23 protein-coding genes, 3 tRNA genes and 1 other annotated feature are annotated in these 22,055 nt (G+C 31.6%); of the genes, 8 read left to right on the top strand and 18 right to left on the bottom strand.

Annotation, left to right across the window (positions count from 1 at the left end; genetic code table 11):
- Positions 1-200: 200 nt before the first annotated feature.
- The 6 genes from surE (at position 201) to CRN98_RS12280 (ending at position 6,258) form a co-directional block, all read left to right on the top strand.
- Entirely contained in the window at positions 201-956 is a 756-nt protein-coding gene (surE, locus tag CRN98_RS12305; protein WP_097027726.1) for a 5'/3'-nucleotidase SurE, read from the top strand.
- 68 nt (positions 957-1,024) lie between these two features.
- Positions 1,025-1,262 (top strand) — a binding site (T-box leader).
- A gap of 88 nt (positions 1,263-1,350) precedes the next feature.
- Complete coding sequence (gene asnS / locus CRN98_RS12300) at positions 1,351-2,742, top strand: asparagine--tRNA ligase (RefSeq protein WP_097027725.1); 1,392 nt, start codon at positions 1,351-1,353, stop codon at positions 2,740-2,742.
- A 26-nt stretch (positions 2,743-2,768) separates the two neighbouring features.
- Positions 2,769-3,707 (top strand): AEC family transporter, encoded by a 939-nt coding sequence (locus tag CRN98_RS12295; RefSeq protein ID WP_097027724.1) that lies wholly within the window; start codon positions 2,769-2,771, stop codon positions 3,705-3,707.
- A gap of 220 nt (positions 3,708-3,927) precedes the next feature.
- The gene (locus CRN98_RS12290; RefSeq protein WP_097027723.1) at positions 3,928-4,419 is read left to right on the top strand and encodes a dUTP diphosphatase; all 492 of its coding nucleotides are present in this window, start codon (positions 3,928-3,930) and stop codon (positions 4,417-4,419) included.
- Positions 4,420-4,504: 85 nt separating this feature from the next.
- A complete protein-coding gene (locus tag CRN98_RS12285) occupies positions 4,505-4,936 on the top strand; it encodes a DMT family transporter (RefSeq protein WP_097027722.1) in 432 nt (143 codons plus the stop codon).
- Between the two features lie 125 nt (positions 4,937-5,061).
- Complete coding sequence (locus CRN98_RS12280) at positions 5,062-6,258, top strand: S8 family serine peptidase (RefSeq protein WP_097027721.1); 1,197 nt, start codon at positions 5,062-5,064, stop codon at positions 6,256-6,258.
- A 47-nt stretch (positions 6,259-6,305) separates the two neighbouring features.
- Here CRN98_RS12280 and CRN98_RS12275 read toward each other — a convergent pair whose 3' ends face one another.
- The 15 genes from CRN98_RS12275 to CRN98_RS12205 form a co-directional block, all read right to left on the bottom strand.
- The gene (locus CRN98_RS12275) at positions 6,306-8,054 is read right to left on the bottom strand and encodes an acetyl-CoA carboxylase carboxyltransferase subunit alpha (protein ID WP_097027720.1); all 1,749 of its coding nucleotides are present in this window, start codon (positions 8,052-8,054) and stop codon (positions 6,306-6,308) included.
- Between the two features lie 3 nt (positions 8,055-8,057).
- A complete protein-coding gene (locus CRN98_RS12270; RefSeq protein WP_097027719.1) occupies positions 8,058-9,395 on the bottom strand; it encodes an acetyl-CoA carboxylase biotin carboxylase subunit in 1,338 nt (445 codons plus the stop codon).
- A 4-nt stretch (positions 9,396-9,399) separates the two neighbouring features.
- On the bottom strand, positions 9,400-9,831 hold the full coding sequence (gene fabZ / locus CRN98_RS12265) for a 3-hydroxyacyl-ACP dehydratase FabZ (RefSeq protein WP_179632127.1): 432 nt from the start codon (positions 9,829-9,831) through the stop codon (positions 9,400-9,402).
- Positions 9,832-9,853: 22 nt separating this feature from the next.
- Positions 9,854-10,321, bottom strand: coding sequence for an acetyl-CoA carboxylase biotin carboxyl carrier protein (accB, locus tag CRN98_RS12260; RefSeq protein ID WP_097027717.1), 468 nt, complete (start codon positions 10,319-10,321; stop codon positions 9,854-9,856).
- Entirely contained in the window at positions 10,321-11,562 is a 1,242-nt protein-coding gene (fabF, locus tag CRN98_RS12255; RefSeq protein ID WP_097027716.1) for a beta-ketoacyl-ACP synthase II, read from the bottom strand. Before fabF ends, accB begins: the two co-directional genes overlap by 1 nt.
- A 1-nt stretch (position 11,563) precedes the next feature.
- A complete protein-coding gene (gene fabG / locus CRN98_RS12250) occupies positions 11,564-12,310 on the bottom strand; it encodes a 3-oxoacyl-[acyl-carrier-protein] reductase (RefSeq protein WP_097027715.1) in 747 nt (248 codons plus the stop codon).
- A gap of 39 nt (positions 12,311-12,349) precedes the next feature.
- Positions 12,350-13,252 (bottom strand): ACP S-malonyltransferase, encoded by a 903-nt coding sequence (gene fabD / locus CRN98_RS12245; protein ID WP_097027714.1) that lies wholly within the window; start codon positions 13,250-13,252, stop codon positions 12,350-12,352.
- A gap of 17 nt (positions 13,253-13,269) precedes the next feature.
- The gene (fabK, locus tag CRN98_RS12240) at positions 13,270-14,211 is read right to left on the bottom strand and encodes an enoyl-[acyl-carrier-protein] reductase FabK (RefSeq protein WP_097027713.1); all 942 of its coding nucleotides are present in this window, start codon (positions 14,209-14,211) and stop codon (positions 13,270-13,272) included.
- A gap of 38 nt (positions 14,212-14,249) precedes the next feature.
- Positions 14,250-14,474, bottom strand: a complete 225-nt coding sequence (locus tag CRN98_RS12235; protein WP_097027712.1) for an acyl carrier protein — start codon at positions 14,472-14,474, stop codon at positions 14,250-14,252.
- 33 nt (positions 14,475-14,507) lie between these two features.
- The gene (locus tag CRN98_RS12230; RefSeq protein ID WP_097027711.1) at positions 14,508-15,515 is read right to left on the bottom strand and encodes a beta-ketoacyl-ACP synthase III; all 1,008 of its coding nucleotides are present in this window, start codon (positions 15,513-15,515) and stop codon (positions 14,508-14,510) included.
- A gap of 19 nt (positions 15,516-15,534) precedes the next feature.
- Positions 15,535-15,987 (bottom strand): MarR family winged helix-turn-helix transcriptional regulator, encoded by a 453-nt coding sequence (locus tag CRN98_RS12225; protein ID WP_097027710.1) that lies wholly within the window; start codon positions 15,985-15,987, stop codon positions 15,535-15,537.
- Positions 15,971-17,053: an NAD(P)H-dependent flavin oxidoreductase gene (locus tag CRN98_RS12220; RefSeq protein WP_097027709.1), complete on the bottom strand. Its 1,083-nt coding sequence runs from the start codon at positions 17,051-17,053 to the stop codon at positions 15,971-15,973. Before CRN98_RS12220 ends, CRN98_RS12225 begins: the two co-directional genes overlap by 17 nt.
- A 91-nt stretch (positions 17,054-17,144) precedes the next feature.
- Positions 17,145-17,786, bottom strand: coding sequence for an amino acid ABC transporter permease (locus tag CRN98_RS12215; protein WP_097027708.1), 642 nt, complete (start codon positions 17,784-17,786; stop codon positions 17,145-17,147).
- Between the two features lie 11 nt (positions 17,787-17,797).
- Positions 17,798-18,613 (bottom strand): amino acid ABC transporter substrate-binding protein, encoded by an 816-nt coding sequence (locus CRN98_RS12210; protein WP_423237101.1) that lies wholly within the window; start codon positions 18,611-18,613, stop codon positions 17,798-17,800.
- Positions 18,614-18,703: 90 nt separating this feature from the next.
- Positions 18,704-19,495, bottom strand: coding sequence for a M23 family metallopeptidase (locus CRN98_RS12205; protein ID WP_097027706.1), 792 nt, complete (start codon positions 19,493-19,495; stop codon positions 18,704-18,706).
- A gap of 234 nt (positions 19,496-19,729) precedes the next feature.
- On the opposite strand from CRN98_RS12205, the gene CRN98_RS12200 reads away from it, so the two are divergent.
- Together CRN98_RS12200 and CRN98_RS12195 are read left to right on the top strand one after the other, a co-directional pair.
- The gene (locus CRN98_RS12200) at positions 19,730-20,704 is read left to right on the top strand and encodes a DnaD domain protein (protein ID WP_097027705.1); all 975 of its coding nucleotides are present in this window, start codon (positions 19,730-19,732) and stop codon (positions 20,702-20,704) included.
- A complete protein-coding gene (locus CRN98_RS12195; protein ID WP_097027704.1) occupies positions 20,704-21,684 on the top strand; it encodes an ATP-binding protein in 981 nt (326 codons plus the stop codon). Before CRN98_RS12200 ends, CRN98_RS12195 begins: the two co-directional genes overlap by 1 nt.
- A gap of 58 nt (positions 21,685-21,742) precedes the next feature.
- On the opposite strand, the gene CRN98_RS12190 is transcribed toward CRN98_RS12195, so the two are convergent.
- The 3 genes from CRN98_RS12190 to CRN98_RS12180 all read right to left on the bottom strand — a co-directional run bounded on the left by CRN98_RS12190 (position 21,743) and on the right by CRN98_RS12180 (position 21,991).
- Positions 21,743-21,818 (bottom strand) — tRNA-Val (locus CRN98_RS12190).
- 7 nt (positions 21,819-21,825) lie between these two features.
- A tRNA-Glu gene (locus tag CRN98_RS12185) sits at positions 21,826-21,900 on the bottom strand.
- 16 nt (positions 21,901-21,916) lie between these two features.
- Positions 21,917-21,991, bottom strand: a tRNA-Thr gene (locus tag CRN98_RS12180).
- Positions 21,992-22,055: the final 64 nt, after the last annotated feature.

Below are 22,055 nucleotides of genomic sequence, written 5' to 3'. Positions count from 1 at the left end.
AAATTATATCAAACAATTTATAAAAATTTAATCTTTTTTATTGCTATAGATGTTTTTTTGAATATAATAATTCAAATATTTCACAAAAATTTTGTAGATAATAATTTATATATAAATATATAATATTAATATATAATAAATAATAAATAGCGTAATTAATTATATTAATATATTCTTTAATATATTTTTAGGAGGTAACTATGAAATTATTACTTACTAACGACGATGGCATACAATCCTCAGCATTACTTGCCTTAGCAAAAGAATTAGAAAAGGAACATGAGCTTATAATAGCAGCTCCAGATGCTCAAAAAAGTGCAACTGGGCATTCTATAACAATTGAAAGTCCTATTATAATACGACCAGTAAGTTTGGAAGGAATCTCATCAAAGGCATATAGCATAAGCGGTACTCCTGCAGATTGTGTAAGAGTTGCAATAGATAAGCTTGCAAGTGATAACTTTGATATGGTTATATCAGGAATAAACTTAGGAACTAACCTAGGAACTGATGTACTTTATTCTGGAACTGTATCTGCTGCAATAGAAGCTGCTATTTACAAAATTCCTTCAATAGCTATTTCTTCGGAAGTCCGCAAAGATAAACTTTGCTATGATATAGCTGCAAAATTTGCACCTAAAATTTTAGATATAGCAATTAAAAATGGAATTTATAAAGATTTAGTTTTAAATGTAAATGTACCTTGTATTGAGGAAGAAGATATTAAAGGAATAAAGGTTTGCCCCATAGGTGATAAAACTTATGACAATTATTATTTAGAATCAACTACTGAAAGCAATGAAATTTCAGTACTCTTAAGAGGTACCTTAAATGGTAATATAGGGGAAGGTACTGATAAATTTTATTTTAATAATGGTTACGTAACTATTACTCCACTTCATTATGATTTGACTAATTTTAAAATATTACATGAAGTTGATAACTGGTTTAAATAAATAATCTTATTAAACTTTACCTTGACAGAAAATATTTGAATTATTATAATTATTAGATATAATAATATATAAAAACTATGATAGGAAGAGTATGTATCGGATATAACCAAAGCGAGCTGATGATGGTGTAAGATCAGTGTGAGGCCTTTACAGAAGAACATCCTTGAGTTTCTAACCGAAATTTTACATAAAAGTAGGCTTAGAGGTTCCCAACACCTTATAGTTGGCATATAGATTTTTCTATATAGTTAAGAGGCCTTTTGGCAAATTGGGTGGTACCGCGAATATAAGACTTTCGTCCCTTTAGGATGAAAGTCTTTTTTTATTTTTACAAATTATTTATAACATATAAATAAATTTTTACATAATATAATTAGATACAGGGAGGATAAATATGGAAAATATATTAATTAAACAACTTTACAGAGAAACAGAAAAGTTTACAGACAAAGAAGTTAGCATATCTGGATGGATAAGAACTCAAAGAAACTCTAAAACATTTGGTTTTATAGAATTAAATGATGGAAGTTTTTTTAAAAACGTCCAAATAGTATTTGATGATAAGCTTGATAACTTTGCAGAAATTACAAAACTTGCTATAAGCTCATCCTTAACAGTAGAAGGAAAAGTAGTGGCTACACCTAATTCAAAGCAAGCTTTTGAATTACATGCTTCAAAGATAATAATTGAAGGACTTTCATCTTCCGATTATCCTTTACAAAAGAAAAGACATACTGTTGAATTTTTAAGAACTATAGCACACTTAAGACCAAGAAGTAATATGTTCTCTGCAGTATTTAGAGTACGTTCACTAGCTGCCTTTGCTATACATAAGTTCTTTAATGAAAGAGCCTTTGTATATGTTCATACTCCAATAATTACTGGCAGCGACTGCGAAGGTGCAGGAGAAATGTTTAAAGTTACCACTTTGGATTTAAATAACATTCCTAAAACTGAAGATGGTCTTATAGATTTTTCACAGGACTTTTTTGGCAAAGAATCAAATCTTACAGTAAGCGGTCAGTTATCTGCTGAAACCTATGCATTAGCTTTTAGAAATGTATATACCTTTGGCCCTACATTTAGAGCTGAAAATTCTAATACTGCAAGACATGCAGCTGAATTTTGGATGATCGAGCCTGAAATGGCCTTTGCAGACTTACAAGATGACATGGATTTAGCTGAGGATATGGTTAAATATGTGATTAACTATGTGATGGAAAATGCTCCTGAAGAAATGGAGTTCTTTAATAACTTTGTAGATGAAGGTTTATTTGAAAGATTAAATAATGTAGTGAGTTCAGAGTTTAAAAGAATTTCCTATACTGAAGCTGTAGAACTTCTTAAAAATTGTGGAGAAAGCTTTGAATATCCAGTTGAATGGGGAATAGACCTACAAACTGAGCACGAAAGATATTTAACAGAAAAAATATTTAAAAAACCTGTATTTGTTACTGATTATCCAAAGGATATAAAGGCCTTTTATATGAGATTAAACGATGATAATAGAACAGTTGCTGCTGCTGATTTACTTGTTCCTGGCATTGGAGAAATAATAGGTGGAAGCCAAAGAGAAGAACGTCTTCAAGTACTTGAAGAAAGAATGGAAGAACTTGGACTTAAAAAGGAAGATTACTGGTGGTATTTAGAGCTTAGAAAGTATGGTGGTACTAAACACGCTGGATTTGGCTTAGGCTTTGAAAGAATAATAATGTACATCACTGGAATTTCTAACATTAGAGATGTTATACCTTATCCAAGAACTACAGGTTCTGCTGAATTTTAATAAATAACTTTTAAAGGGGTAGTTTAATGGCTTTTTTAGATGCCTTAGGAAGTGTATTTAGCATAGTAATAATGATAGCACTTGGGTATTTTCTTACACATAAAAAATGGATTGATGAAGAAAATGCTAAGGTTTTTGCAAAATTAATTACCAATATAGGGCTTCCTACTATGATGATAAATAACTTAATGACTAACTTCGACAAGGCAAAACTTTTAGATGCTGGCAAGGGGCTATTTGTTCCCTTTGCCTCTATCGCTTTATCTTATCTTTGTGCTAAGGTCTTTTGCCGTGTATTTAGAGTAAGAAAGGGAAGACAGGGAACATTTCAATCTATATTCTTTGTATCAAATACTATTTATATGGGACTTCCTGTGAATCTAGCTCTCTTTGGAGAACAAAGTGTTCCTTATGTACTTTTATATTATATAGCAAATACTACATTTTTTTGGACAATCGGAGTTTATGAAATAAGTAAAGATGGAAAAATTGGCGGAACTAAGTTATTTTCTAAAGCTACATTAAAGAGAATAATTTCTCCTCCACTTTTAGGCTTTTCCTCGGCAATAATATTAATTCTTTTAGGAATTAAACTTCCAAGCTTTATATTAGATAGCTGTAGATATTTAGGAAATATCACTACACCTTTATCTATGATTTTTATAGGTAATACTATTTATTATGTAGATTTAAAAGGAATTAAAGTGGATAAAGATATGATTGGAGCTCTCTTAGGCCGCTTTGTAATTTCCCCTATATTAGTTCTTCTTATTATTCTTATTTATCCACTTCCTCCCCTAATGAAAAACGTATTTACTATACAAGCTGCAATGCCTGCCATGACTAATACAGCTATTATGTCGAGAATTTATGATGCAGACTATAAATATGCAGCTGTTATGGTTGCAATTAGCACATTACTAAGTATACTTGTTATTCCTATTTATAAGGTTTTATTAACCTAATGTGAAGTTAAGAAACACCGATTTTCGGTGTTTCTTTTATTTATTAGTGATTTGACTGAAGAAAATCGTTTTCACATTTCATTTAATCCATTTTCCACGTATATATAAATTTTTTTTTATGTAACCGATTGCTGTATCTTTAACTTTTTAAGAAGTTTATATAAAATATATTATGTAACTAAAATCTTAAGAAGAGTATATAGAAAGGCGGCCTTACAATATGAATCTTAAAAATCTTTTTGTAATGCAAAAAAAGCTGGATGAGTATATAATAAACCAACATAATCTTCAAGATAAACCTCTTTTGCCGCAAAAGTTACTTGCACTTCAAGTTGAAATAGCAGAGCTTGCTAATGAAACGCGTTGCTTTAAATATTGGAGTACTAAAGGTCCATCTTCAAAAGATGTTATCTTGGAAGAATATGTAGATTGTCTTCATTTTATATTAACAATAGGCCTTGAAAAAAACTATACTGATGTATCACTTACTATACCTGATGTTAGCCTACAGGCAGATATAACAGATAAATTCACAAATTTGTATATAGATGTAAATGACTTTATAATTTGCCCTTCTAAAGACCATTATCAAACTTTATTTGAAGACTTTCTTTTATTAGGAAAATATTTAAGGTTTACAGATGAAGATATTGAAAAAGGTTATCATAAAAAAAATTTTATAAATCATCAAAGGCAGGTTATTGGATACTAAGAGGTAGTTTTTAACTGCTTCTTTTTTTTATAATTACATTCTCCTTTGGTTACACTAAAAAAAAGAGGAGAGTGATCAATTAATTATGCTAGGAGTAATTTTTTCAATAATTGCAGGAATAGCTATGAGCTTTCAAGGAGTATTCAATACAAGACTTGGTGAAAAAATAGGCATTTGGGAAACAAACGTATTTGTTCAAGGTACAGGATTAATTGTTACTTTAATAGCGCTTCTAATTTCAGGAAGTGGTAGTTTTAAAAACTTACGTGAAGCAAATAAGTTATATCTTACTGGTGGAATACTAGGTGTAATAATAATATATACAGTTATGATGGGAATAAAATCACTTGGTCCTACCTGCTCAATTGCAACCATATTAGTAGCACAGTTAACTGCAGCTGCCATCATAGATGCCTTTGGGCTCTTTGATTCCACACAAATTAAATTTGGCTTAACAAAAATAATTGGAGTTGGAGTTATGATTATAGGAATTATTATATTTAAATGGAAATGTTAAATACTTGGGAGGTGCATTTTGTGCCTCCTAAGTATTTATTTTAAAAATTTATATAGTTTTTATCACATATATGCCCTTTCCCTACTATAATATATAATGGAATAAATTTTAAGGAGTACCTTACTATGCATTTTTTTAAAAGTAAATTAAGCCCTGATTTAAAGGTACTTGTAAAAAATAAGCTTTATAAAAGCTTAAGAGTTATCATTCATTGTAAGCTATTTCAAGAAAAAATAGAGGGGAAAATAAAAAGCTATAGAGGCCATGTTATTCATTCACTTCCTAATATAAATTGTATTGTAGCTAATTTATCTCCTAATGCAATAGAAAGACTATTGGAATTTCCTAGTATAAGTTATATAAGCTTAGATACAATAGCTTTTCTTTGTGCTAAAAGCATATTAAAGTCAAATGGATGTGCTTTACAAAGTAATCATAAGCTTACTGGAAAAGGAATTACCATTGGCTTAATTGACAGTGGAGTTTATCCACATGCAGATTTAGTAAATCCTTATAATAGAATTAAGTGCTTTATTGATTTGATAAATCAATATAAGCATCCATATGATGATAATGGACACGGGACCTTTATAAGTGGCATATTATGTGGCAATGGTTCTGCATCTAAAGGGATTTATCGGGGGGTAGCTATTAATAGCAATTTATATTGTATAAAAGCCTTTGATGACTTAGGAAAAGGTTATGTATCTGATATATTATTTTCTTTAAATAAGCTAATAGAAGAAAAGGATATTTATAACATAAAGGTCATATGCTTACCTTGTGAACTTCATGAAAACAATGAATTTATACTTTCCTTATTCTCTAAGTTATTTCAAAAGGCAATTGATAATGAAATAGTTATTGTTGTCCCTTCTGGGCATAATGGAAACATAGAATGTTCTATAAGAGGTATAGCAACTTTATCAAATTGTATAACTGTAGGCGGAATTGATGCCTCTTCTGATGATTTAAAGGCTTATGCTAATTCATCTTCAGGACCTGTAGGTAAATTAGATAAACCTAACTTATCTGCATCTTGTGTAGATATATGTTCTCTAAATTCTAATATAAACTATATATCTGAACGTAATAACAGGCGTATATATCCTAAGTCTTTAGATGACCCCTATATCACATATACTGGTACTTCCTGTGCAGCAGCCTATATATCAGGGCTTTGTGCTTTATTATTTGAAAGTAATCCCGATCTTACATTTAAAGACGTTACTTCTCTTTTAAAAATATCTTGTAATATGCTAAACATTTCAAGGTGGATACAAGGTGCTGGAGTAATAGATATAGAAAAATTACTTCCATAAATCACTAAGGAGTAATACAATCTTATATTGCATTACTCCCTAATAAATTAAACTTCTGAATAAACACCCATATTTCTAAATTTATCATATCTTTTTTGTAACAACTCTTCATCTGATAATAAAAGTAATTTATTAATTTTGCTTATTAAATTTACCTTTAACTCTTCAGATAAACCTTCTACATCTGTTGAGGCATCTCCTGATGGCTCTCTTAATATTTTATCTATTATTTTAAACTCTTTTAAGTTTTGTGCAGTTATTTTCATTATCTCTGAAGCTTCTTCAGCTCTTGAAGAGTCCTTCCATAATATACTTGCAAATCCTTCAGGGGATAATATAGAGTAAATGGCATTTTCAAGCATCCATACTTCATCAGCTACTGATAAAGCTAAAGCTCCTCCACTTCCACCTTCTCCTATTAATATAGAAATAATAGGAGACTTGATCTGGCTCATTTCTAAAATACTGCTTCCTATAGCTTCTCCCTGACCTCTTTCTTCTGCCCCTATACCTGGATAAGCCCCTGGTGTATCTACAAAACAAATAATAGGTCTTTTAAACTTTTCAGCTTGTTTCATGAGCCTTAGTGCCTTTCTATATCCTTCAGGATTTGGCATTCCAAAATTTCTTTTTATATTTTCTTTTAAATCCCTACCCTTTTGCTGAGCTATTACTGTAAAAGGCATGCCATTTATAGTAGCTATTCCACCTATTATGCATCCATCATCTCCAAAGTATCTGTCTCCATGCATTTCCACAAAATTATCAAATATATTATCTATATAGTGAAGAGCAGTAGGTCTATTAGCTTTTCTTACAAGATTTAACTTTTCCCAAGCCGTTAATTCATTATATTCTTCAGCACTTTCCTTACTGTCTTCATTGTTTTCAATGTTATTAATACCCCTAATGTGATTACCTTTATGAACTTTTACTAAATACCCTAATGCATTTCTTAAATTTTTTCTGTGGACTATTTTATCTATAAATCCACGTTTTAACATAAACTCAGCTGTTTGAAATCCTTCTGGAAGCTTTTCATTAACGGTTTGTTCAATAACCCTTTTTCCTGCAAAACCAATAAGTGCTCCTGGTTCTGCAATTACTATATCTGCCACCATTGCAAAACTAGCAGTAACTCCTCCTGTTGTAGGATTTGTAATTACAGATATATATAGTAATCCCTTTTCCTTAAATCTTGCTAGCGCTGAATTAACCTTAGCCATCTGCATTAGAGAAAACATTCCCTCCTGCATTCTAGCACCACCTGATGCTGTGAAAATTATAAGAGGTAATCCTTCTTTAGTCGCAAATTCAATTGCCCTTGTAAGCTTTTCTCCTACTACAGATCCCATGCTTGCCATCAAAAATCTGCTATCCATAACACAAACTACAACACTTTCTTCATTTATACTTCCTATTCCTGTGACAACAGCTTCGTTAAGTCCTGTAGTACTCTTTAAAGATTCTACCTTTTCTTCATACCCCTTGAAATCCAATGGATTTAAGGTTCTTATATCCTTATTTAACTCTTGAAAGCTTCCTTCATCTAAAATAGATTCTATTCTTTCATATGCAGGCATCTTAAAATGATACTTACAAAAGCTACATACTTTATTATTTTCCTTTAAATCATTGATATATATTATTTGCCCGCACTTTTCACACTTTTCCCACATTCCTCCTGGAATATTAGGTTTTTGTTCCTCTTTATCATTTACTGATGTATTTAAATTTTGAGTACTTACGGTTATATATTTAGTCTTTTTAAATAATCCTTTAAACACCAAAATCATCTCCTACATTAGGTTTCTACTTACAAATCCTGTATCATAGTTTCCTTTACTAAACTCCTCATTATCAATGATCTTAAAGGCATACTCTATATTAGTTGTAAGTCCTTCTATCAAAAATTCACCTAATGCTCTTCTCATTTTATTTATAGCTTCATTTCTATCTTTTCCATATACAATAAGTTTTCCTATCATTGAATCATAATATGGAGAAATGGTATATCCTTCGTATATTGCACTATCTACCCTTACGCCCAATCCCCCTGGCATAAATAATCCATCTATTCTCCCTGGACATGGCATAAAGTTTTTCGAAGGGTCCTCTGCATTTACTCTAAATTCTATAGAATGCCCTTTTATTTCAACATCTTCTTGTGAAAATTTCAATTTCTCTCCTGATGCTATTTTAATTTGCTCTTTTATCAAATCTACCCCAGTAATAAATTCAGTTATAGGATGTTCCACTTGTATTCTTGTATTCATCTCCATAAAATAAAAATTCATGTGTTTATCTACTAAAAATTCTATGGTTCCGGCATTTTTATAATTTACATATTTAGCTGCTTTTACAGCTGCCTCTCCCATTTTACTTCTTAATTCTTCAGTCATTATTGGACTTGGAGCTTCTTCTAAAACCTTTTGATTTCTTCTTTGAATAGAACAATCTCTTTCTCCTAGATATACCACATTTCCGTAGTTATCTGCAAGAATTTGAATTTCTATATGCCTAGGATTTTCTATATATTTTTCTACATATACATCATCATCTCCAAAGGCTACCCTGGATTCTTCTCTTGCTGCAAAAAACGCATCCAATAATTCTTTTTCTTCCCTTACAATTCTTATTCCTCTTCCGCCACCGCCTGCTGATGCCTTAATCATAACTGGATATCCTATATTATTTGCTATATCCTTTATATTTTCTTCCGTAATTTTTTCTTCTACTCCAGGGATTACAGGGATTCCTGATTCTATCATCATTTTTCTGGCATTGGATTTATTACCCATAGAGTCTATGGTTTCAGCATCAGGGCCTATAAATGTTATGTTACATTCGCTGCACATTTGTGCAAATTTGCTATTTTCAGATAAAAATCCGAATCCAGGATGTATTGCTTCTGCACCGGTAAGTACTGTAGCACTTAAAATATTCTTTACATTTAAGTAACTATCCTTTGACGCAGGAGGTCCAATGCAAACTGCTTCATCTGCCATTTGAACATGTAGGGCATCTTTATCTGCAGTGGAATAAACTGCAACAGTTTCTATTCCCATTTCTCTACATGCTCTTATTATTCTTACTGCAATTTCTCCTCTATTTGCTATTAATATTTTCTTAAACATATAATCACCCTATCATAAACATAATTTCGGCTTCCGCTACTTTCTCATTATCTACTAATGCAACGGCATCTCCAACACCAAAATTTCCTCTTAATTTAGTAAGTTCTACTTGAAGCTTTAAAGTATCTCCTGGTACAACCTTTTTTCTGAATCTAGCCTTATTAACTCCTGCAAAATATGGAGTTTTGCCCTTAAATTCCTCAAGACTTAAAACTGCTACAGCACCAGCTTGGGCTAAAGCTTCAATTATAAGCACTCCTGGCATAACAGGATTGCCTGGAAAGTGACCTTGAAAAAAGTTATCATTCATGGTAACATTTTTTATTCCTACTACTCTTTTACCTGGTTCTAATTCCTCTATTTTATCTAAAAACAAAAATGGATATCTATGAGGAATTGTTTCCATAATACTTCTTATATCTAAACCTTCCATAATAGCCTCCTAGGTTACTTATATATTAAAGCTTTTTTATTTTTACTATTTCTTGGCCGTATTCAACCATTTCTCCATCTCTTATAAGAACTTCTATTACCTCACCATTTACTTCACTTTGTATCTCATTCATAAGCTTCATTGCTTCAATGATACAAATAGTATCACCTATCTTTACTTCTTTTCCTTCTTTTATAAAAGCATCTTTATCTGGTGATGGTGAACTATAAAAAGTACCCACTATAGGCGAAATAATAGTATATATATTTTCATCATTCACTGTTTCCTTTTTTTCCACAGCTAAATCTCTACTTACTTCCTCATCAAGAATATCATAGCTTGATGAATTGACTACAGGTGCTTCATTTTTAATAACTATACCTTGTGAATCCTTTTCCATCTTTATTGATATTCCATTTTCTTGAACCTCAAGAAGTTTTATATTAGAACTACTCATTACCTTAATAAGTTCAGTAATTCCCTTAAAATCCATTACTTATCACTCCATTTTTTAAATAAAATAACTGCATTATGTCCACCAAAACCTAATGAGTTTGACATTGTATATTCAAGTTCTTTTTCTCTTCCCTTATTTGGAACACAATCTAAATCGCATTCTTCATCAAAAACTTTATATCCAATGGTTGGAGGTATAAAACTATCTTCCATAGCTTTTATACAAGCTATAGCTTCTACCGCACCTGCTGCTCCTAAAAGATGCCCTGTCATAGATTTAGTGGAACTTACCGGTACTTCCTTAACCTTGTCACCAAATACTAGTTTTATTGCTGCTGTTTCAAGTTTATCATTAACTTCTGTTCCAGTTCCATGAGCGTTAATATAAGAAACCTCTTCTGGTTTAATATTAGCTTCTTTTAACGCCATTTTCATGGCTCTTGCAGCACCTTCTCCTCCTGGTGCTGGAGATGTTATATGATAAGCATCACAAGTTGAACCATAGCCAACTACTTCACCATATATATTTGCTCCTCTTTTTAATGCATGTTCTAAGGATTCTATAATAACTATTCCTGCTCCTTCTCCCATTACAAATCCTGCTCTTTCCTTATCAAACGGTATTGACGCTCTACTTGGATCTGCACTTTTACTTAAAGCAGTTAATGTTATAAATCCTGCTACTGAAAGAGGAGTTATAGATGCTTCTGTTCCTCCTGCTATTATTACATCTGCTCTTCCTGATTTTATCATTTCAAATGCTTCACCAATGGCATTTGTACCTGTGGCACAAGCAGTAACAACTGTTGTACATATATTTCTTGCTCCAAATCTTATAGCAATATTTCCTGCTGCCATATTACTTATAATCATTGGTATAAATAATGGATGTACTCTACCCGGTCCCTTTTCTACAAGATTTCCATGTTGCTTTTCAACAGTGTCTATTCCACCTATTCCAGAACCTACAACTACTCCAAGTCTATCCTTATTTATAGCTTCTAAATCAAGCTTTGAATCTTTCATAGCTTCTTCAGCAGCTGCCACTGCAAACTGTGAATACCTATCCATTCTTTTAGCTTCTCTTTTATCAATTACATCTTCTGGTTTAAAGTCTTTAACCTCTGCTGCTAATTTAGACTTAAAATTTTCTGTGTCAAATGCTTTTATAAAATCTATTCCACACTTTCCTTCTTTTAAACCATTCCAAAAATCTTTAACATTATTTCCTAGGGGAGTTATAGCTCCCATCCCTGTAATTACTACTCTATTTTCCAAGCTATATCACCATTCCTCCATCTACATTTATAACCTGACCTGTTATATACGAAGCACTATCAGAAGCTAAAAACGCCACTAACTCTGCTACATCTTCTGCTTTTCCAAATCTCTTAAGTGGTATACCCTTTATTGACTCCTCTTTAACCTTATCTGATAAGCCACTTGTCATATCGGTTTCTATAAATCCAGGTGCTATTGCATTTACATTTACCCCTCTTGATGCTAGTTCTCTAGCTACACTTTTAGTAAGACCTATTATTCCTGCCTTTGCAGCAGCATAGTTTGCTTGACCTGCATTTCCTGTAATCCCTACCACAGAAGACATATTTATTATTTTACCATATCTTTGCTTAACCATTATAGAAGATACATGTCTAATACAATTAAATGCACCCTTTAAGTTCACATTTATAACATTATCAAAGTCTTCTTCCTTCATTCTCATGATTAATCCATCTAAAGTTATACCTGCATTATTTACAAGAATATCTATTCTTCCAAACTTATTTATTGTTTCCTTTATTATGACTTCTGATTCATTAAAATCACTTATGTCTCCTTTAATAGCAATACATTCTACGTTCATGGCTTTGATTTCTTCAACTAGTTCTTCTAAATTATTACTACTTCTATAGTTAATTACTATATTAGCTCCAAGGCTTGCAAGTTTAAAGCATATTGCCTTTCCTATGCCTCTACTTCCTCCAGTAACTATAGCAACCTTTCCTTCCAATGCCCTATTCAAACTAACAACTCCTTTTTTAAGTTATAATGGAGCAATTTATCATGCTCCATAATTAATAGTTTTTAATTTTCTATCTATTTTCTTTACAAAAGAACTTAAGGTTTTTCCAGGTCCAATTTCTATAAAGGACTCTACACCTTCTTCTATCATTTTTCTTGTACTATGTTCCCATTTTACAGAAGTCATAACTTGAAGTCTTAATGTTTCTCTTATACTATCTTCATTCATATATTCCCCTGTAACATTTGTTATAACAGGTACATTAGGCTTTGATATTTCTAAATTTTGTAGTTCCTCATAAAGCTTATCTGCCGCTCCTTTTAGCATAGAACTATGGAAAGGTCCACTTACAGGAAGCATTACAGTTCTTAATGCTCCCTTTTCCTTAGCTATTTCACAAGCATAACTTAAAGCTTCCATTTCCCCGGCAATTACTATTTGGCCAGGACAATTAAAGTTAGCTGGTTCTACTATGCCTTTTTCCTTAGCTATTTCACATACTTCATAAATTTGTTTTTCATCAAGTTTTAATACTGCAGCCATTCCACCTATTCCATTAGGAACAGCATCTTGCATAAATCTTCCTCTTTTTTTTACTAAAGCTACTGCATCTTTAAACTTAATTGCTCCTGCCGTAACTAGTGCTGAGTATTCACCAAGGCTTAATCCCGCTACTATGTCAGGTTTTATTCCTTCTTCTTCTAATAGCTTTAATGCTGCAATACTTACAGTTAAAATAGCTGGTTGAGTAAATTCTGTACTGTTTAATTTTTCCTCAGGACCCTCAAAACATAACTTTGCCATGTCAAAACCCGAAGCATAACTTGCCTCTTGAAATACTTCCCTACACTTAGGATAATTCTCATATAAATCTTTACCCATTCCTATATATTGAGCTCCCTGTCCTGGAAAAATGAAAGCTACTTTACTTGAATTACTCATACTTATCTCCTCTTTATCTATCTTATATCTTTATTAATCTTTTCTACTAAACTTACTAAATCAAACATTTCCTCTATTATTTCTTTACAGGTTTCCTCTTTATTTATTAGTCCAGCAATTTGGCCTGCCATAAAGGATCCATTATCTAAATCTCCCTCTTTAACTGCCTTTGTTAATGCACCTTTTCCTAGTTTATCAAATTCTTCAGAAGGACCATTTTCTTTTTCTAAAATTTGAAACCTTCTTGTAAGTTTATTTCTAAGTACTCTTACAGGATGACCTGTACTTCTTCCTGTAACTACAGTATCTATATCTTTAGCATTTAAAACCTTTTGCTTATAATTTTCATGTATATTACATTCCCTAGCAGCTAAGAATCTTGTTCCTACTTGTACTGCTACTGCTCCAAGCATAAAAGCTGCTGCTACTCCTCTTTTATCACCAATTCCACCTGCTGCAATTACAGGAACATTTACAGCATCTACTACCTGTGGCACTAATGACATAGTCGTAAGCTCTCCTACATGGCCACCTGATTCGCATCCTTCTGCTATAATTGCATCTGCACCTGCTTTTTCCATTCTTTTTGCAAGTGCTACTGAAGCTACTACTGGAATAACCTTTATATCGTGGCTCTTCCACATTTCCATATACTTTCCTGGACTTCCTGCCCCTGTAGTTACCACTTTTATTTTCTCTTCACAAACTATCTTTGCAACTTCTTCAGCATTTGGACTTAAAAGCATTATATTAACTCCAAATGGCTTATCTGTAAGCTCTTTTGCTTTTCTTATTTCTTCTTTTACAAGTTCTATAGGCATATTGCCAGTAGCGATTATTCCAAGTCCTCCCGCATTAGATACAGCAGCAGCTAAAGTACTATCTGCTATCCACGCCATAGCCCCTTGGATAATTGGATATTCTATACCTATCATTTCACAAAATTTATTACTATTCATAATCGACCTCCCAAATTTTAATAGTAAAAGGCCTTATTTTATTCTTCTATTTTGCTTTCTACAAATTTAACTGCATCGCCTATAGTTTTTATTGCTTCTGCATCTTCTATTTGAAGATTGAATTCTTCTTCAATTTCTATAACTATTTGGAAAAGGTCTAGTGAATCTACTCCTAATTCCTCAAAACTAGTTTCTAAAGTTAGGCCTTCCTCTTCTACATTTAATTGTTCTACAATAATATTTTTTATTTTTTCAAAAATCATTTTAATACCCTCCTCAAATTTAAATATACTTATTTATATAGCCCATTTTATTAAAGTTCCACCCCAAGTAAGTCCTCCGCCAAATCCTACTAATATCAATTTATCTTCTTTTTTAATAAGATTACTTTTATTTGCTTCATCTAGTGCTATTGCAATACTTGCTGCAGATGTATTTCCATATTTGTGTAAATTTACGTAAAATTTATTCTTATCTATATTTAGTTTCTTTCCAACATGCTCTATTATCCTTAAATTAGCTTGATGTGGAATTACATAATCTACATCATCAATGGTTAAGTTATTTGATTTTAATAATTCTTTAATTGTTTCATTCATAGCCCTTACCGCAAACTTAAAAACTTCTTTACCTTCCATGGATAAAAATAATTCTTCATGAATTAAATTTTCATAAGATCCCTTAAGCTTTTCATTAAAGTATTCATTATTTATCTTTAAAGGTGCAGCAGTACAACTTAAAAACTTGCCACCTGTTCCATCTGATCCAGTATGAAAGCTTATTATGCCTTGTTTTTCGCTTTTTCTTACAATAGCTGCACCAGCTCCATCACCAAATAATATACAGGTACCTCTATCATTCCAGTTTAAAATTTTTGATAGTGTTTCTGCTCCTATTACCAATGCATTGTTTACAGCCCCTGTTTTTATAAATTGAGATGCGATATTTAATCCAAATATAAATCCTGAACAAGCTGCTGAAATATCAAAACAAGTTGCTTTACTTGCTCCTATTTTTTCCTGAACAATACATGCAGTAGAAGGAGTGTAACAATCCGGTGTAACTGTAGCAACTATTATGAGATCAATGTCTTCAGCAGATAAGTTAGAACTTTTTAAGGCATTAAGTGCTGCCTTTGCTGCAATATCTGACGTATTTTCATTAATTGAAACTCTTCTTTCGGATATACCAGTTCTACTTCTTATCCACTCATCATTTGTATCTACGAATTCAGAAAGCTCTTTATTAGTAACTATTCTCTCTGGAACATAGCTACCTGTTGCTATAATTTCTACCTCATTCATTTAATTACGTCTCCTTCTTTTAATTTTTTATGTCGTAATGACTTTTAAAGAAAGTATTTAATTTTTCAAGAGAATCCATAAGAACTCTTTCCTCTTCATCCTTAAGTCCTGATATGGTACTTTTAACCATATCTAAATGAAACTTTTGATGAATTCTATAGGCAAGCTTTCCTCTTTTAGTAAGGCTTATATATACATTTCTTCTATCTTCCTCTGATCTATTTCTTTCTACATAGCCCTTTCTTACTAAATGATTAATTGCAGTTGTTAGAGTTCCTACAGTAATCCTTAATTCTTGTGCAACTTCAGACATAGTTCTTTTACTATACATACCTATTGCATCTATAGTATGTATTTCAGTTACAGATAAATCCTTAAACTCTCCAGATTGTAATGCATTTTGCTCTATAGTGAGGATGTCATTGAACAATTCCACCAGTAACTCATTTAGTATGCTAATTGACTTGCTCATACTCCATCACTTCCTTAATAAGATCATTTATGAGTTCTTTTACCGTAGTTAATTTAGTTATTTTATACCCATTACTTCCAGTAAATATTAACCCATTTTCAATGTTTCCCTTAACCGCCTCCATTAATGCATTAGATATGCAATATATGGTAGTTTTAGGGTCACATTTTCTTAAACAATTATAACATTTATCTATTTTAGGTCTTTCTTCACTTACACTTTTTATAAATGAATTTTTTATAGCTCTTCCTGGCATTCCAACTGGACTTTGAATTATTTCTATATCTTCCTTTTTACTTTCTATAAATGCTTTTTTGTAATTTTCATGAGCATCACATTCATAGGTTCCTATAAATCTAGTACCCATTTGCACTCCAGAAGCTCCAATACTTAAAAGTTCTGCTATATCTTTTCCTGAATATACTCCCCCTGCTGCTACAACAGGTATCTTACAATTATGCTTAGATTCATATTCACTTACAGTATCCAGTACTTCCTTTAATATATTCTTTAAATCATATTTTTCTATAACTTCTAGTTCATCTCTCTTAAAGCCAAGATGTCCTCCTGCCTTAGGTCCTTCTAGTACTATTAAATCTGGGATATAATTATGTTTTTCCCCCCATAACTTTAATATAACTCTAGCTGCCTTAGCTGATGAAACTATAGGTGCTATTTTAGTAGTGCTTCCTTTTACAAGCTTTGGCAAGACAGTTGGTAATCCTGCTCCTGATATTATAATATCTATTTTTTCTTCTACTGCTGTTTTTACCATGTCCTCGTAATTATTCATAGCTACCATTAGGTTTAGCCCTATAACTCCCTTTGGACTTAGTTCTTTAGCTCTTCTTATTTCTTTTCTTAAAGCTCTAATATTAGCCTCTTTGCTATTAGATTTAAAGTCTTCCTCTCTAAATCCTATCTGCACCCCAGAAATTACTCCTAAAGCTCCTTCATTTGCTACTGCTGCTGCAAGAGTTGACAAGGAAACTCCTATTCCCATGCCCCCTTGTATAATAGGAACTTTTAAGGTTAGATCTCCAATTTGCAAAGGAGGAATATTCATAAGCTCCCCTCCTTACTATTTGATATTCAAATATTTTGATAGTCAAAGTATATATCTAAAAAAAAATAAAGTCAATAAAATAATTGAAAATTTACTCAAAAACAGAGTATTTTTTTTCCACATTCTTGAAAAATATCACTACTATGGAAGTTAATATCAAGTATATAAATGCTGCTATAAAAAAAGGTGTAATAGTAAAATCTCTTGAAAGAATTTGCTTAGCTGCTCTTAATAACTCTTCCATACCTATGGTTGCTACTAGTGCTGTATCTTTTACTAAACTTACACTCTCATTACAAGTAGCAGGTATTACTCTTTTTACTGCTTGCGGTATTATAATTCTTCTCATAATTTGTGAATAACTCATTCCTAAAGCCCTTGCTGCCTCATATTGTCCTTTATCTATAGACTGAATTCCAGCTCTAAATATTTCTGTAAAATATGCTGAATAATTTAATATAAAAGCAATTGATGCTGCCGTAAAACGAGATAATTTCACTCCTGCAACTGGAAGGCCAAAGTATACAAAAAACAATTGGAGTAAAAGGGGTGTTCCTCTAAACACCCATGTATAAACTCCAATTATTCCTTTTAGTATTTTATTATTTGAAACCTTCATAAGTGATAATATTACTGCAACTGGTATAGAACATAAAAATATTACAGAAAATAGTTTAATTGTTACTATACTTCCCTTTAATATGAATAGTACTGATGATTGAAGATTATCCATTTATTTCACCTCTATTTTTCAATAAGATCCTTTCCAAGCCACTTCTCTGATATCTTTTTAGCTGTTCCATCAGCCTTCATCTCATCGAGGATTTTATTTACTTCATTTTTAAAACTTATATCTGATTTTCTAAATCCTATTCCCATTTCTTGTGCTTCAAAGCCCTCATCTAATACTGTATATACTCCTGGCTTTTTAGTCATATAGTATCTTCCTACCATTTCATCAATAACTACTGCATCAACTCTTCCTATTTGCAAATCCATAAGAGCCTCTGCATAATTTCCATATTTTTTTAACTCTTTAAATGAATTTAAAACTTCAGGCTCCTTTTGTACTGCATCTTCACTAGTACTTCCCATTTGTAATGCTACTATTTTACCCTTTAAATCTTTCTTAGATTTTATACTTGAATTTCCCTTTACTATAATAGCTTGTCCATCAAGCATATATGGACTTGAGTAATTTATTTGTTCTTTTCTCTTTTCAGTAATACTTAATCCATTCCATATAAGGTCTATATCTTCATTATTTAAACTCATTATTATTCCATCCCATTCAACTGGTTTGAATACTGCCTTAACTCCCATTCTCTTTGCTACTTCTTTTGCTAAATCTATATCTAGTCCTACGATTTCACCTTTTTCATCTCTGAATCCCATAGGTGCAAATGTATCATCAAGTCCTACAACAAACTCACCCTTTTGCTTTATTGCTTCTAAAGATTTATCTTCCTTGCTGCTACTTCCCTGTGATGATGAACATCCTATCATGCTAAAGCTTAATATCAAAGCTGCTGCTCCTAATAAAAATCTCTTCTTCATAATTAATCCCCCTATGCTTTTAAAATTTATAAACTTATTATACTTTAGCATGATAAATTTGTAAAGCGCTAAATTATTAAAATGTTCATTGTTTTAATATTTTTTTAAATACGGCTCCGGATTTTGTGGAATATTATCTTTTCTTACTTCAAAATGAAGATGAGGTCCAGTACTCTTTCCCGTGCTTCCTACTTCTCCAATTTTCTCACCTGCATCTACCAAATCATTTTTATTAACATTTAAAACACTACAGTGACCATATATTATAACAGTGTCCTCTCCTATATCTATCTTAATTACTTTTCCATATCCATCTTGCCACCCCGAAAATATAACCTTTCCCTTTCTTACCGCATATATAGGAGTCCCCGTAGGCGCCGCTATATCTATTCCTTTATGCATCCTTCCCCATCTTTCTCCGAAGCTAGAGGAAATAGTTCCTCTTGAAACTGGTATCCACTTATCTCCTTCTTTATAACCCTTTATATCAAACTTTATAGACCAATTGTTATCATGATCTGTAACTATATTTGAAACATAATGTGTTAAGTCCTTTATCTCTGAATAATTTACTCTTTTTGGTTCATATGTAATTTTACTATTTAGCTTTACTTCCTCTACTTCCTTTACGTCACTTTCCTTTATAGCTTTTTCCTTTACCATATCAAGCAACTTTTTAATTTCAGATTTATCTTTAACTAATGCAACTTCTCTACCATCTGATTTTACAGATATAACTTCAACCATATTAATATCTGATTCTTGCATAGTACTACTAGAGGTATACTTCGCTTCTTTTGATAACTCCTTGCTGCTTATGACATAAGCCGTAGAAGTAAAAGTTATACTTATTGAGAGCACCGCAATTATTAACTTTCTGTTCATTCTCTATTTTCCTTTCTATTTTCCCTATATGCTATATTAATGTATTTTTAACCAATTTTTATTTATTATATGCGTTTTTTATAAATTTATTATTATTTATTATTTATTATTTATTTAATATAGTTATATCCTATTTTTTAGCTAAGTTATCAAGTATTTGTTATTGAGATAATAAATATACTTTGTTATAATTAATTGAAGTAAAATAATTAGGAATTTTTAGGAGGCTTATAAATGAGTACATTTGTATTTAAAAATAAGCATTCCGAGTATACTCCTGTAAGCAATATATTTATAGATAAGTACATGCCGAAAGCCCGTGGAGAGTTTGTAAAAGTATATCTTCTTGGGCTAAAATATTGTGTATCTGGAGAACTTGGAGTAAATTCCAGTATAATGGCAAGTAGTCTACACTTACTTGAAACAGATGTACTTAATGCTTGGAGTTATTGGAATGATGAAGGACTTGTGAAGATGATACCTGTAGATAATATGGGAAACTATACCATAGAATTTTTGGATATTACAACTTCTATATCAGCAGAAAATGAAAATAATATAAACTTACTTGAAGAATTAAATAAAAACTCTACTAAAGATATGCTTCAAGATATTGAAAAACTTTTAGGAAGACCTCTTTCTAGCAAGGAAATGACTATGTATATAGGTTGGATTAAAGATTATGCATTTTTACCTGAAGTAATACTTCTCCTAATTCAATATTGCGTTTCTAAAGGCAAAACTGACTGTCGATATATCGAAACCATTGCAATTGCTTGGTATGATGCTAATATAAAATCCATTGAGGATGCACAAGCTTTTATAAAAAAACATGAAAATAAATGGACTAATATGAGAAAGATCCTAGCTTATTTAGGAATAAAAGATGGAGAAATAATGAAACCTCAAGAAGAAATGCTAACTAAGTGGTTATATACATATGGCTTTAGCATGGATATAATACATAGAGCTTGTGATATATGTTTTCAACGAATAAATAAAGCTGACTTTAAATATATAGATGGAATTTTAAATAGTTGGCAAAGAGACGGTATTAAAACCTTAGAAGATATAGACAAGAAAGATAATAAAAAGACTATTAAAAAGAATAGTTCTTACAAAGTTAAAATGGATAGTTTCAATAGTTATGATCAAAGAAATTATAATTTTGATGAATTAGAAAAGAAATTGTTAGGATGGGATAAATAATGCTTAAAGTTTATCATGAAAAAGTTCTTAAGCTTTATGAAAATATAAGGACACAAGAGGAACAGGCTCTTTTAAAAAGAAGAGAAGAAATAGAAAAAAAACTCCCCGAAGTTATAAAATTGGAAAAAGAAGTAGGAAAGCTTTCCTTAGAGCTTTCCTTAAATATATTAAGGGGTAGAGAAGATATAAATTCTTATATAAATAGTCAAAAGGAAAAAATAACAGAATTAAGAATAAGAAAGTCAGAGCTGTTAGTTTCTAGCGGATATTCTGTAGATTACCTAGAATTACATTATAAATGTACTAAGTGTAAAGATACTGGACGTATAGGCAATATTCAGTGTAGTTGCTATAAACATAACTTAGTAAGAATATTATATCAAAACTCGGAATTAAATGTTCTTCTTAAAACTAATAACTTTGACAATTTTAGTTTTGAATACTTTTCTACCAATGCAGGACCAAATGAGCCTGAAAGCCCTAGAAAAAACATGGAGAAAATAGCAAATAATTGCTGGAATTTTATAAATAACTTTTCTAATACAAATGAAAACTTGTTGTTTTACGGTGATTCTGGAACTGGGAAAAGTTTTTTAGCTAATTGTGTTGCAAAAGAGCTTTTTGACAACGGATATTTAGTTATATATAGAACAGCAGTAGATTTAATTGAAAACTTAAAGGAAATACGTTACAGAGATAATGATGAATTAGAAGATTTACTGTTAAATTGCGACTTATTAATAATTGATGACTTAGGTACTGAACCTATGACTGAATTTTCTAAGGGAGAATTATTTAACTTATTAAACAGAAAGCTTCTTAAAGGTAAAAAAATGATTATTTCTACAAACTTTACTCTAGAATTAATTTTAAAGACATACTCGGAAAGAATATCATCTAGATTACTTGGGAATTTTAACTTATATAAATTTTATGGTGATGATATAAGAGTAAGAAAAAATGTAGCAAGAAGAAAGTAAAAAAGTAAGGTATACATTTAAAATGTATACCTTACTTTTTAGCTCCAATAAAAAAAAATGGTGGGAACAACAGGGATCGAACCTGTGACCCTCTGCTTGTAAGGCAGATGCTCTCCCAGCTGAGCTATGCTCCCATATTATTGGTGACCCCTACGAGACTCGAACTCGTGTTACCACCGTGAAAGGGTGGTGTCTTAACCGCTTGACCAAGGGGCCTTATTTATTAAATTAATGGAGCTGGCAATAGGAATTGAACCTACAACCTGCTGATTACAAGTCAGCTGCTCTACCGTTGAGCCATGCCAGCAATATTATGGCGACCCAGAAGGGACTCGAACCCTCGACCTCCGGCGTGACAGGCCGGCACTCTA

The organism is Clostridium peptidivorans, assembly GCF_900205925.1.
GTDB classification, from domain to species: Bacteria; Bacillota; Clostridia; order Clostridiales; family Clostridiaceae; genus Clostridium_AK; species Clostridium_AK peptidivorans.
The sequence above is the reverse complement of the archived record's forward strand: the minus strand, read 5'-3'. Positions and strand labels throughout refer to the sequence as shown.

Excerpts from the sequence above, each read along its gene's own strand:
- surE (WP_097027726.1), top strand. The coding sequence starts at position 201 with ATGAAATTATTACTTACTAACGACGATGGCATACAATCCTCAGCATTA.
- asnS (WP_097027725.1), top strand. The coding sequence starts at position 1,351 with ATGGAAAATATATTAATTAAACAACTTTACAGAGAAACAGAAAAGTTT.
- CRN98_RS12295 (WP_097027724.1), top strand. The coding sequence starts at position 2,769 with ATGGCTTTTTTAGATGCCTTAGGAAGTGTATTTAGCATAGTAATAATG.
- CRN98_RS12290 (WP_097027723.1), top strand. The coding sequence starts at position 3,928 with ATGAATCTTAAAAATCTTTTTGTAATGCAAAAAAAGCTGGATGAGTAT.
- CRN98_RS12285 (WP_097027722.1), top strand. The coding sequence starts at position 4,505 with ATGCTAGGAGTAATTTTTTCAATAATTGCAGGAATAGCTATGAGCTTT.
- CRN98_RS12280 (WP_097027721.1), top strand. The coding sequence starts at position 5,062 with ATGCATTTTTTTAAAAGTAAATTAAGCCCTGATTTAAAGGTACTTGTA.
- CRN98_RS12275 (WP_097027720.1), bottom strand. The coding sequence starts at position 8,054 with ATGATTTTGGTGTTTAAAGGATTATTTAAAAAGACTAAATATATAACC.
- CRN98_RS12270 (WP_097027719.1), bottom strand. The coding sequence starts at position 9,395 with ATGTTTAAGAAAATATTAATAGCAAATAGAGGAGAAATTGCAGTAAGA.
- accB (WP_097027717.1), bottom strand. The coding sequence starts at position 10,321 with ATGGATTTTAAGGGAATTACTGAACTTATTAAGGTAATGAGTAGTTCT.
- fabD (WP_097027714.1), bottom strand. The coding sequence starts at position 13,252 with ATGAGTAATTCAAGTAAAGTAGCTTTCATTTTTCCAGGACAGGGAGCT.
- fabK (WP_097027713.1), bottom strand. The coding sequence starts at position 14,211 with ATGAATAGTAATAAATTTTGTGAAATGATAGGTATAGAATATCCAATT.
- CRN98_RS12235 (WP_097027712.1), bottom strand. The coding sequence starts at position 14,474 with ATGATTTTTGAAAAAATAAAAAATATTATTGTAGAACAATTAAATGTA.
- CRN98_RS12230 (WP_097027711.1), bottom strand. The coding sequence starts at position 15,515 with ATGAATGAGGTAGAAATTATAGCAACAGGTAGCTATGTTCCAGAGAGA.
- CRN98_RS12225 (WP_097027710.1), bottom strand. The coding sequence starts at position 15,987 with ATGAGCAAGTCAATTAGCATACTAAATGAGTTACTGGTGGAATTGTTC.
- CRN98_RS12220 (WP_097027709.1), bottom strand. The coding sequence starts at position 17,053 with ATGAATATTCCTCCTTTGCAAATTGGAGATCTAACCTTAAAAGTTCCT.
- CRN98_RS12215 (WP_097027708.1), bottom strand. The coding sequence starts at position 17,786 with ATGGATAATCTTCAATCATCAGTACTATTCATATTAAAGGGAAGTATA.
- CRN98_RS12205 (WP_097027706.1), bottom strand. The coding sequence starts at position 19,495 with ATGAACAGAAAGTTAATAATTGCGGTGCTCTCAATAAGTATAACTTTT.
- CRN98_RS12200 (WP_097027705.1), top strand. The coding sequence starts at position 19,730 with ATGAGTACATTTGTATTTAAAAATAAGCATTCCGAGTATACTCCTGTA.
- CRN98_RS12195 (WP_097027704.1), top strand. The coding sequence starts at position 20,704 with ATGCTTAAAGTTTATCATGAAAAAGTTCTTAAGCTTTATGAAAATATA.